14 protein-coding genes are annotated in these 11,477 nt (G+C 43.0%); 10 read left to right on the top strand and 4 right to left on the bottom strand.

Going from position 1 to position 11,477, the window contains the following annotated elements:
• The coding region (gene metK, locus L1267_RS22955) for a methionine adenosyltransferase (RefSeq protein ID WP_235384320.1) at positions 1 to 767 on the bottom strand (767 nt) is incomplete at its 3' end.
• Between the two features lie 266 nt (positions 768 to 1,033).
• Here metK and tkt point away from each other — a divergent pair.
• From tkt to L1267_RS22975, 4 genes are all read left to right on the top strand, one after another.
• Entirely contained in the window at positions 1,034 to 3,025 is a 1,992-nt protein-coding gene (gene tkt, locus L1267_RS22960; protein WP_235384322.1) for a transketolase, read from the top strand.
• A gap of 471 nt (positions 3,026 to 3,496) precedes the next feature.
• The gene (gene ppnP / locus L1267_RS22965) at positions 3,497 to 3,808 is read left to right on the top strand and encodes a pyrimidine/purine nucleoside phosphorylase (RefSeq protein ID WP_135926026.1); all 312 of its coding nucleotides are present in this window, start codon (positions 3,497 to 3,499) and stop codon (positions 3,806 to 3,808) included.
• Positions 3,809 to 3,990: 182 nt separating this feature from the next.
• Complete coding sequence (hpf, locus tag L1267_RS22970; protein WP_135926025.1) at positions 3,991 to 4,347, top strand: ribosome hibernation-promoting factor, HPF/YfiA family; 357 nt, start codon at positions 3,991 to 3,993, stop codon at positions 4,345 to 4,347.
• Positions 4,348 to 4,587: 240 nt separating this feature from the next.
• Entirely contained in the window at positions 4,588 to 5,820 is a 1,233-nt protein-coding gene (locus L1267_RS22975) for an NRAMP family divalent metal transporter (RefSeq protein ID WP_235384323.1), read from the top strand.
• Positions 5,821 to 5,989: 169 nt separating this feature from the next.
• On the opposite strand, the gene L1267_RS22980 is transcribed toward L1267_RS22975, so the two are convergent.
• The 3 genes from L1267_RS22980 to L1267_RS22990 are packed head-to-tail and all read right to left on the bottom strand — an operon-like array spanning position 5,990 to position 8,298.
• Entirely contained in the window at positions 5,990 to 7,177 is a 1,188-nt protein-coding gene (locus tag L1267_RS22980; protein ID WP_063703231.1) for a vWA domain-containing protein, read from the bottom strand.
• A gap of 1 nt (position 7,178) precedes the next feature.
• Entirely contained in the window at positions 7,179 to 8,027 is an 849-nt protein-coding gene (locus L1267_RS22985; protein ID WP_235384324.1) for an AAA family ATPase, read from the bottom strand.
• Between the two features lie 52 nt (positions 8,028 to 8,079).
• Positions 8,080 to 8,298: a DUF1653 domain-containing protein gene (locus L1267_RS22990; RefSeq protein WP_138558398.1), complete on the bottom strand. Its 219-nt coding sequence runs from the start codon at positions 8,296 to 8,298 to the stop codon at positions 8,080 to 8,082.
• Between the two features lie 78 nt (positions 8,299 to 8,376).
• On the opposite strand from L1267_RS22990, the gene L1267_RS22995 reads away from it, so the two are divergent.
• The 6 genes from L1267_RS22995 to truD all read left to right on the top strand — a co-directional run.
• A complete protein-coding gene (locus tag L1267_RS22995; RefSeq protein WP_135926021.1) occupies positions 8,377 to 8,859 on the top strand; it encodes a DUF2947 domain-containing protein in 483 nt (160 codons plus the stop codon).
• Positions 8,860 to 8,918: 59 nt separating this feature from the next.
• Positions 8,919 to 9,551: a hypothetical protein gene (locus L1267_RS23000; protein WP_135926020.1), complete on the top strand. Its 633-nt coding sequence runs from the start codon at positions 8,919 to 8,921 to the stop codon at positions 9,549 to 9,551.
• A gap of 22 nt (positions 9,552 to 9,573) precedes the next feature.
• A complete protein-coding gene (gene ftsB / locus L1267_RS23005) occupies positions 9,574 to 9,864 on the top strand; it encodes a cell division protein FtsB (RefSeq protein WP_135926019.1) in 291 nt (96 codons plus the stop codon).
• Positions 9,854 to 10,555: a 2-C-methyl-D-erythritol 4-phosphate cytidylyltransferase gene (gene ispD, locus L1267_RS23010; RefSeq protein ID WP_135926018.1), complete on the top strand. Its 702-nt coding sequence runs from the start codon at positions 9,854 to 9,856 to the stop codon at positions 10,553 to 10,555. The genes ftsB and ispD overlap by 11 nt, the downstream gene beginning before the upstream one ends.
• Positions 10,552 to 11,031: a 2-C-methyl-D-erythritol 2,4-cyclodiphosphate synthase gene (gene ispF, locus L1267_RS23015; RefSeq protein WP_135926017.1), complete on the top strand. Its 480-nt coding sequence runs from the start codon at positions 10,552 to 10,554 to the stop codon at positions 11,029 to 11,031. Before ispD ends, ispF begins: the two co-directional genes overlap by 4 nt.
• Positions 11,031 to 11,477 (top strand): tRNA pseudouridine(13) synthase TruD (truD, locus tag L1267_RS23020; RefSeq protein WP_235384325.1); only part of this gene is annotated, 447 nt, incomplete at its 3' end. The genes ispF and truD, both read left to right, overlap by 1 nt.

Raw genomic sequence — 11,477 nt, forward strand, 5'->3', positions numbered from 1 at the left:
GCCATACCACCGTATGTATCTACGATGATTTTACGGCCTGTAAGACCACAGTCACCCATAGGGCCACCGATTACGAAACGGCCAGTTGGGTTGATGAAGAACTTAGTCGCGCTTGAGATAAGCTCAGCAGGAAGAACCGGCTTAATGATAGTTTCCATTACCGCTTCAACTAAGTCGTTTTGTGAGATTGAATCACAGTGTTGAGTTGAAAGAACAACTGCATCAATACCAACAGGCTTGCCATTTTCGTATGCAAATGTTACTTGAGATTTTGCATCTGGACGTAACCAGTTAAGCTCACCGCTCTTACGAACTTCAGCTTGACGCTGAACTAGACGGTGTGAATAAGTGATTGGTGCAGGCATTAAAACGTCAGTTTCATTACATGCATAACCAAACATTAAACCTTGGTCACCAGCGCCTTGGTCTTCTGGACGAGCACGGTCAACACCTTGGTTAATATCTGGAGATTGTTTACCGATAGTATTTAGGATTGCACACGAGTCAGCATCGAAACCCATGTCTGAGTGCGTGTAACCGATTTCACGTACAGTTTTACGTGTAATTTCTTCGATATCTACCCAAGCGCTAGTAGTGATTTCACCACCAACCATAACCATACCAGTCTTTACGTATGTCTCACATGCAACACGGGCATGAGAATCTTGCTCTAAGATAGCATCTAGAACCGCGTCAGAGATTTGGTCCGCGATTTTATCCGGATGACCTTCAGAAACAGATTCAGAAGTAAATAAATGTTTTGCCATTGTATTTCTGCTCACAAATATTGCGCTCCACAAACGTCGGTAATAGCGCTAAAAAAATAAGGGGCGTATTTTATCTAAAACAAATATGTTTGCATAGTAATTTTACGCCTAGACGTCCATTTAAAATTACTAATAACGTATTGTTCTTAACAAACGCCCATAAACGGTGCATTTAATGCGGATTTTTAATTGCACTGTACCCTTACAATAAGTAAGAATGGAGCTTCATAAACAACCAGCGCAAATACATAAAGGTAGGAGAATTCATGCCATCACGCAAAGAACTTGCAAATGCTATTCGCGTCTTATCAATGGACGCAGTACAACAGGCCAAATCTGGCCACCCTGGCGCCCCTATGGGCATGGCAGATATCGCAGAAGTACTATGGCGCGATTATCTAAAGCACAACCCTACGAATCCAGAGTGGGCAGACCGCGATCGATTTATTCTTTCGAATGGTCACGGTTCAATGCTGATCTATTCTCTACTGCACTTAAGTGGCTATGACTTACCACTCGAAGAAATTAAAAACTTCCGCCAAATGCACTCAAAAACACCGGGCCACCCAGAATATGGTTATGCGCCTGGTATTGAGACCACTACGGGTCCATTAGGTCAAGGGATCACAAATGCTGTGGGCATGGCAATTGCCGAGAAAGCACTTGCTGCACAGTTTAACCGTGAAGGCCACGATATTGTTGATCACTACACCTATGCATTTATGGGTGATGGCTGTTTAATGGAAGGTATTTCTCACGAAGCCTGTTCATTAGCCGGTACATTAGGCCTAGGTAAACTAGTTGCGTTTTGGGATGACAACGGCATCTCAATTGATGGTGAAGTAGAAGGGTGGTTCAGTGACGATACACCAGCGCGCTTCAAAGCATACGGTTGGCACGTAGTAAGCGATGTAGATGGTCATAACCCTGATGCAATTCGCGCCGCTATCGAAGAAGCACGTAGCATTACTGATAAACCATCACTAATTTGCTGTAAAACAATCATTGGTTACGGTTCACCTAACAAATCAGGTAGCCACGACTGTCACGGTGCACCACTAGGTGAAGACGAAATCAAAGCATCTCGTGAGTTCCTAGGTTGGACAGGTGATGCATTTGAAATTCCAGCTGAAATCTACAGCGAGTGGGATGGCAAAGAAAAAGGTAAGCAACTAGAAGCTAGCTGGGATGAAAAATTTGCCGCTTATGCAAATGCATACCCAGAGCTTGCAGCTGAGTTTAAACGCCGTACAAACGGTGAGCTACCAGCTGATTGGGCTGAAAAGTCACAAGCTTACATCGAAGAGCTACAAGCAAACCCTGCAAACCCAGCAACACGTAAAGCATCACAAAATGCACTAAACGCGTTTGGTCCGTTACTACCAGAATTCATGGGCGGTTCTGCTGACCTTGCTGGTTCTAACTTAACACTTTGGGATGGCTCAAAAGGCTTAGAAGCAAACGATGCAAGCGGTAACTACATTTTCTATGGCGTACGTGAATTTGGTATGTCAGCGATTATGAATGGTATTGCACTGCATAAAGGCTTTATTCCTTACGGTGCTACATTCTTAATGTTCATGGAATACGCACGTAACGCAGTACGTATGGCTGCACTAATGAAGCAACCAAGTATCTTCGTATACACGCACGACTCAATTGGTCTAGGTGAAGATGGTCCGACGCACCAACCTGTAGAGCAAATTGCAAGCATGCGTTTAACGCCTAACCTAGTGAACTGGCGTCCATGTGACCAAGTAGAGTCTGCGATTGCATGGCAACAAGCTATCGAGCGCAAAGATGGCCCAACGTCACTTATTTTCACTCGTCAAGGCCTTGAGCAACAAGCGCGTACTGCACAGCAGTTAGCTGATGTGAAAAAAGGTGGTTACGTACTTAGCTGTGACGGTGAGCCAGAGCTTATCCTTATCGCAACAGGCTCTGAAGTACAGCTTGCACAAGATGCAGCTGCAGAGCTTCGTTCACAAGGTAAAAAAGTACGTGTGGTATCTATGCCTTCAACAGACTTATTTGATGAGCAAGACGCTGCATATAAAGAAAGCGTACTACCAGCAAGCGTTACACGCCGCGTAGCAATCGAAGCGGGTATCGCAGACTACTGGTACAAGTATGTAGGCCTAAATGGCGCAGTAGTAGGTATGACGACCTTCGGTGAGTCAGCTCCTGCTGATGAGCTATTCAAGCACTTTGGTTTCACTGTTGAAAACATCGTAAATAAAGCAAACGCTTTGTTCTAAGCTTAAGCCACTAAAATTTAAAAGCCCGCCCTGTATGCCACAGTGCGGGTTTTTTTATGCCGGTTTTGGGAGCGGAATGAATCCAATACACTCAGAGCTGTTAGGTTGGGTATAACGGATTGAAGTCCAACACATTCTAAGCTGTCAGCTTTGAGCCATGATATAGTCCTTAATACAAATAGATACCTAATTATGGTATCAGTTGAGCATGGATGCGAGTTGTGTAACAAAGCGTTCAAGCCAGATTTTTGAACTCAGACTAAAGCAAGAATAATGCATTGGATGAGGTAAAGTAATGTCGTCGCTTATCATGCAGATACTCGCGCTAAAGCACGACCTACCACCATTGCACGATCGGCTTAAAACTGACAGCTAACCCGACTTGATTATTTCTCACCCAGCCACTCTTGAATGCTAAACCGACAACTGGCAATGTTTATACGTTAATAATAAAACATAACAGGAGTAAGTATGACTCAGTTTGACAGTGTAAGTGTTGTAAAAAAAGCGAATGTCTATTTTGATGGTAAAGTTTCGAGCCGTGTTGTGCTATTCGCCGATGGCAGCACTAAAACATTGGGCTTTATGCAGCCGGGAGAATTTGAGTTTGGTACAAATCAGAAAGAGCATATGGAGTTACTAGCAGGAGAGTGGCAAGTATTACTGCCTGGCGAAACTGAGTGGCAAGCCATGAAAGCTGGAGATTCATTTAACGTAGACGCACACGTGACATTTCGCGTGAAGGTATCAGACTTTGCTGACTACTGTTGTTCGTACACTTAATGAACTGTTGTTAACCTTTATAAAAAGCCCGTGTGATGCGGGCTTTTGCATATTTTATCCGCAACGCATGATCTAAATCATCTGTGGTTACAATCAATTACTAATTATCTGCAATTTTCGCTTGTGTTAATTCAATTCGCCCCCAATACTAACTGTGAGGTAACAAGAAAAAAGGATACCCTATGAAGATTAATATTTCTGGTCATCATGTTGACGTTACTGAGGCTGTTAGAGCTCATATCAACGAGAAGTTCTCGAAAATTGCTAGCCATTTTCCATCATTAATATCTCTCGATATTATTCTTTCAAAAGAGCATCACAAATACCAAGCTGAGATAAGCACGACCTATGAAGGCGCACGCTTATCAGTAAAAGGTGAAGACGAGGTGATGTACCCAGCAATTGCAAATGCTGCAAAAAAACTAGATGCATCATTGAAACATCGTAAAGGGCAAATGAAAGCCAAACTACACGAAAAGCCGGTCAGTACAACTCCGGAAATTGCCCACGAAATTATTCAGGAAATGGATTTAACTTAATTTTACTTAATAAAGTGCCGCGCTAGGTTTAGCTAGAATCTAGCGTTTACAATCAAACTAAGAAAGCCAACCGTTGTGAAACGTTTGGCTTTTTTGGTTTTAATATTCAGCCGTCAGATTGAAGTTCCAAAAGTTAGCGAGTTACTTGATTCGTTAGCTAACTTGCTAACGTGCTCTGCTTCCAATCTCACCTAAAACGCTGTAAGTTGCTTGTTACTAAGAATAAAACACACAAAGCATATGCAATCAGCAGTATCAAATTGGCAATCTAAATTAAATGCATTAGGGCCGGGGATTTTAATGGCTACAGCCGCCATTGGTGGCTCACACTTAGTGGCGTCAACACAAGCCGGGTCGTTATTCGGTTGGCAATTATTTTGGCTAATCATTGTAGTAAATGTATTGAAGTACCCATTCTTTCGATTTGGCATGGAGTACACCCTTGCGACCAAACAAAGTTTAGTTGAGGGCTACAAGCAAAAAGGGCCTGGGTATTTCTATAGTTTTATTGCGCTTAATATTGTCGCCGCCGTAGTAAATACTGCGGGGGTTTTATTATTAACGGCCAGTCTGCTGCACTACGCATTGCCTGTTACGGTTTCTGTAACGCTATTATGCTGGCTGATTTTGGCTGTGTGTTTGCTTATTTTGTTATTGGGGCACTTTAAGGCGCTCGATAATGTTTCAAAGCTAATTATGGGGCTGTTAACGGTTACCACCTTAGTTGCGTTAGTTGTCGCTATTAATAATGGTCCTATGGCTCCTGTTGACTACGTGGGCCCGTCGCCGTATGAGCTTGCTATGCTTGGCTTTATGGTAGCGCTCATGGGCTGGATGCCTGCTCCTATCGAAATATCAGCAATTAGCTCACTGTGGCTAAAAGAAAAGCAGCACCAACAAGCGCTGACAAAACAACAAGGCTTGTTTGATTTTAATTTGGGTTACTGGCTTACCGCAGCACTGGCGTTAGTGTTTTTTTCATTAGGTGTGTTGGTGCAATATGGTCAAGCCCAGGCAGTGCAATTAGGTGGCGTTGCCTTTGCTAAGCAGCTAATTGATATGTATGCCCTCACTATGGGCGAGTGGGCAAGGCCGCTGGTTTCAGGTATCGCTTTTTTATGTATGTTTGGTACCACGCTAACAGTGCTTGATGGCTACGCCAGAACATTAAATGAGTCGCATAAACTGCTACCGATTAAACAATCTAAACACAGTTTAAACATGTGGTTATTACTGCAAGCATTTGCAGGTATGGCAGTGATTTTATTCTTTAAATCAGCCCTTGGCCCAATGCTTACTTTTGCTATGACCCTCGCTTTTGTAACCACTCCTGTATTTGCATGGCTGAACTTTAGTTTAGTACGCTCAGAACCCAGCATTCATCACTCACCTTTTTTACGCACCCTAAGCTGGCTAGGCTTGGTTTATTTGGTGGGCTTTGCGCTGGTGTTTTTGGTTTGGAAGGTAATGTAAAGGGATCTGTCAGCTTTCAGCCGTCAGTTTATAGCTGATCGAGAAGGGGCTTAGTTATTTGTGTTTATAAACAATTGTAACTTTACATTCATGTCTCGGTTTTTATGCTGTTTGACGGCTGACGGCTGACGGCTGACGGCTGACGGCTGACGGCTGACGGCTGACGGCTCTAACTCAACTCCCTAATTGCATTACTAATCCCATCTAGCGTGAGTGGATACATACGGTTATCCATTAACTGCTTTATAAAATCAATTGATTGATAATAACGCCAGTGTTCAACTGGTTGCGGGTTGAGCCAAGCGACTTTATCAAAGTGATTGGTTATGCGGTTTAGCCAAGCGCTGCCGGGTTCTTCATTCCAATGCTCAACGCTGCCTCCAGGGTAGGCGATTTCGTAGGGGCCCATGGTGGCATCGCCAACAAAGATCACCTTGTAGTCGCTGGTGAACTTGTTAATCAAGGTCATGGTATCAATTACGTTTGAGTGACGACGCTGATTATCTTGCCAAACATGCTCATACAAACAGTTATGAAAATAGTAAAACTCTAGGTGCTTAAATTCGCTGTGAGCGGCGCTAAATAGCTCTTCGCAGGTATGAATGTAATCATCCATAGAACCGCCGATATCAAACAGCATCAATACTTTTACTGCATTGTGGCGCTCAGGTGCCATTTTTACATCGAGCATGCCGCCTTGCTTTGCAGTTGCGCGGATGGTTTCGGTTAAATCGAGGGTATCGCTGGCACCAGTACGGGCAAATTTACGCAGTTTTTTTAGGGCAAGCTTAATGGTGCGTGAGCCAATTTCACGGTCGCTATCAAGGTTTCGGTAGCTGCGCTTATCCCATACTTTAACGGCACGGCGATGTCGGTTTCCGTCTTGACCAATACGCACACCTTCAGGGTTATAACCATAGGCGCCAAATGGCGAAGTGCCACCGGTACCTACCCACTTATTACCTCCAGCATGGCGTTTTTGCTGCTCTTCAAGGCGTTGCTTGAGGGTTTCCATGAGTTTATCAAGGCCGCCCATGGCTTGTAATTGCGCCTTTTCTTCTTCGCTTAAGTGTTTTTCAAACTCTTTGCGTAGCCAATCATCAGGCAAGGCATGTTGCTGTTTTAAGCTTTCGAGCAGATCAAGGTCGGCCACGCCACTAAAGTAATCTGCAAAGGCTTTATCAAAACGATCAAAGTGGGTTTCGTCTTTTACCATGATGGTACGCGCCAAATAATAAAACGCGTCAACGTCGGCAAAAATAACCCCTTGCTTGAGCGCATTGATCAAATCAAGTAGCTCTCGCAAACTAACAGGTAAGCGGTATTCGCGAAGCTTGAAGAAAAACGCAATTAACATCTTAACGGCGGCTCATAAACGCAAGTTTTTCGATTAAGCTAATGTCTTGCTCGTTCTTTAATAATGCACCAAACATTGGCATTAAACCGCCTTTTTGGCTTTTATCATGCAGTGTTTTAGCGTCTATATCTTCAGCCATCAGTAGCTTTAACCAATCGAGTAATTCACTGGTAGATGGTTTTTTCTTAATGCCATTAACTTCACGTAGATTAAAGAACACCTCAAGTGCTTGGCGTACTAAATCTTGTTTAACATGCGGGTGATGCACATCGATAATTTGCGCCATTTCTTCACTACTAGGAAAATCAATGTAATGGAAAAAACAACGACGTAAAAAGGCATCTGGCAGCTCTTTTTCGTTATTCGACGTAATGATCACAATAGGACGTTGCTTAGCAACAACGCGCTCACCGGTTTCATAAACATGAAACTCCATTTTATCGAGCTCTAATAGCAAGTCGTTGGGAAATTCAATATCGGCTTTGTCAATTTCATCAATCAATAATACAGGGCGTTTGTTATGTTGCTCACCATAGGTAAAGGCTTGCCATAATTTCCCTTTTACAATGTAGTTGCTGATATCGTGCACACGCTCATCACCTAATTGACTGTCGCGAAGACGAGATACTGCATCATACTCATACAGGCCTTGCTGCGCTTTAGTGGTTGATTTGATGTGCCATTGAATTAGCGAGGTGTCTAAGCTTTTGGCAAGCTCTTCGGCCAGCATGGTTTTACCTGTGCCGGGTTCACCTTTTATAAGCAGGGGCTTTTCGAGCAAGATAGCTGCGTTAACCGCTTGTTTTAATGAATTACTGGCAATGTAGTTATCGGTTGAATTAAAAAGCACGATGTCACCTTATCTGGTCTGAGCAGTGATTAATAACGTCATGATGCCACAGTTAGTCGGCGTCTGAAAGGTATGCAAAGCGTGGTACGGTTTTACCCTCTACTGTGACCGTTTCTGTAAACATACTAAGCGGGCGTGCCCACATACCAAATTCTCCGTATAGCGCTTGGTAAATAACAAGTGGCTCATTGCTTTCGCTGTGTGTGGCAACATACTCTACTTTGTATTTTGGGCCTTTATAGTGTTGGTAAATGCCAGGTTTGATTGTCATGTGTTTATCTCGCATCTTGGAGTCATTTGGGTATAATTGCAGTTTGCACATTTTACCCTGAAACAAACTGCCTAAACTATGAATTATATTTCGTTAGATGAATACAAAAAAGCCTGGGTTTTTCGTCATAAAGATATGCCGATAAGCGCAGAAGATGCCGCACAAATAAAACCAATGACAGCTGAGCGCGCTGCGGTTTTATGGACCACTATGGTAAGCCGTGAGCATGATCACCCTGACTTTTTTGATAAAACAGATTGGTGCGGTAAAGATGACAGTTTTTCTGAAACTGTTAACTGGGAAAATGCATGGGAAGCGGGTGATGAGCAACTACCTGAAGAAATCCTTAACCATTTAGAGTGGGAAGCCAATACGACCGTGTATTTTTGTATGGCGCGCGACAATATTATCGAAACCAGCTTTGCCGTATTTAAGCGTTGTTGGCAAAACTTTATGTTTTTAGCCGATGGTAGTTTATTGCTAGGTAAGAAGCGTGATGCTGTGGTGCAGTTTTTAGAATCTGGTAATGCAAAACTGGGTAAAAAAGGCGCAGTAAAGTAGCGCTCAATAAACGCTCTATGCTATAAAACAGTCAAGCAATTGTTTTATAAGAGCGCGCATTGTCTATTTCTCATTCACAAAGTGAAACGTCACAACAAGCTGAAATTTGGCAAACAGATGCCGAACGAGCATTGTATGCACAGTTATGTAACGCGTTTTATGCTCGTGAGATCCCACGGTTAGTTGATGAACCTGATGCAGCAAGGCTAAAACGCTTATTAGCAAGTTTGCCTTACTACATAGAGCGTTTAGCGATGCGTATCGTAAGCGGTGATGCACCATTACAACTTGATTCGCAAAATGGTAGTTGGCTCGAGAAACAAAAGGCATCGCCTCCGGTCTACAGTAAAGAAGACTCAAAAAATTTTTACACTAAATATGCTAAGCGCGGGTTAATTGTTCCTGTGTTAATTAATGATGAGCAATGTACAAGGGTGCGCATAGACAGCTTAGATCAAGTAAGCGACAATAAGGTACATTGTAATGAGCTAGGTTGGTTTGATGTGTCGGGAGAGTCACTAGAACACATACCAGCGCAAATATTAAAGCCATCAAAATTGGTTATGACAGCTGCATGCTGTGGTCATCAGTGGCAATACAATAAGCGCATAACACCTAAGCGTTTGTCATTAAGAGAAATGCTACTAGCAAGTAATATAAATTGGCGTAATCTAAAACGCCCTTTGACTTAATTTAACCGCGAAGGAGTGTTCAATGCGGGTTTTTCAATTCGCCTTGTTATGTTTGGCATTATTTATTCAGTACCGTTTGTGGTTTGGCCATAATGGAGTGCAAGATTACACTCGTTTAAAACAAGCCGTAGCATCACATCAAGATACGAATGCTAAATTATTAAAACGTAATACGGTACTAAAAGCCGACATTAAAGATTTAAAGCTTGGTCAAGAGGGTATTGAAGAACGAGCGCGTAACGAATTAGGAATGATTAAACCTGGTGAAACCTTTATTCGAGTATTACCAGGTCAGCAGTATAATGAACAATAAACAAATTATTACCGCAATTGTTCCCGCTGCGGGAGTTGGGAGTCGAATGCAACATTCGGCGCCTAAACAATATATCGAGCTTGCGGGTAAAACTATTTTAGAGCATACCTTAAGCAAGCTTGCTGAGCTTGAATGCCTTAATACTATAAAAGTCGCTATTAGTGATGATGATGGCTATTTTGCCGATTTACCGTATATAGATGCGCGAATTGAACGTGTGAGTGGTGGTAAAGAACGCGCCGATTCAGTGCTAAACGCCTTGCTATCACTTGCTGACAACCCACCTGACTGGGTACTTGTTCACGATGCGGCAAGGCCGTTAGTGTGCTTGGCAGATATTCAGCGTTTAATCGCTGAATGTACTGCTGCCAATGAAGGCGGTATTTTGGCATCAAAAGTAAAAGACACCATTAAGCGCGGTCATACCCACAGTGAGCAAACAGTGCCACGTGACGATTTATGGCAGGCGCTAACCCCTCAGTTTTTCCCTTACAAATTGCTGACCGATGCGCTATCAAATGCCCTTCAAAGTGGTGTGACTATTACTGATGAGGCATCGGCAATTGAATGGGCCAAACAGCCTGTTAAGCTGGTTGCTGGTCGCAGTGATAATATTAAAATCACCACCCCTGAAGATTTAGATTTAGCAGCATTTTTATTGCAAAAACAACAAAACGAGAGTACCTCATGATTCGAATTGGCCATGGCTTTGATGTACACAAATTTGGTGGCGAAGGGCCACTGGTGATTTGTGGTGAAAAAATTGATTATCCACAAGGCTTTTTAGCACATTCAGATGGTGATGTGGCAATTCATGCTTTATGCGATGCAATATTAGGTGCACTTGCAATGGGCGATATTGGCAAGCATTTCCCTGATACTGCGAGCGAATACGAAAATATTGATAGCCGAATTTTGCTACGCCACGTGGTTGGGCTTGCTAAAGAGCAAGGTTACGTTCTTGGCAATGCCGATGTCACGATTGTTGCTCAAGCCCCCAAAATGTTGCCACATATTCAAGCAATGCGTGAAAACTTATGCCAAGACCTTGAAGCAGATATTTCACAAGTGAATGTAAAAGCAACAACTACAGAGAAGTTGGGCTTTGAAGGTCGTAAAGAAGGTATCTCAAGCCATGCTGTTGTAATTATGAGAAAACAAGATTGATGAGTGAACTAAATTACCTTTACGGCAAACCTCTTTCGAAAGCTGATTTTAAAACCACTGCCGAAGATTTCATGGTTGATGAAGACTTGGGCATTGAGTTTACAGGCTCTGGTGAGCATGTCTGCTTACAAGTGGTAAAAAAAGGTGAAAACACTCAGTTTGTTGCTAAACGTATTGCTGAAAAAGCCGGTGTTTCCCCGCGTGATGTGAGTTATGCGGGCTTAAAAGACCGTCATGGTGTATGTACACAATGGTTTAGTGTGCCAGTGCCAATTAAAAAGCATATTGAATTTAGTGAACTGAACAACGAGCAGTTTTTTGTTATTTCGCAACAGCGCCACAATCGCAAACTCAGAACCGGCTGCCATAAAGGCAACCGCTTCACCATCACTTTACGTAATGTGACTGAACCACTGGATATTTTATGCCGTATTAACGCGGTGCGT

Source organism: Pseudoalteromonas sp. OFAV1, from assembly GCF_021532595.1.
Lineage (GTDB): Bacteria > Pseudomonadota > Gammaproteobacteria > Enterobacterales > Alteromonadaceae > Pseudoalteromonas > Pseudoalteromonas lipolytica_C.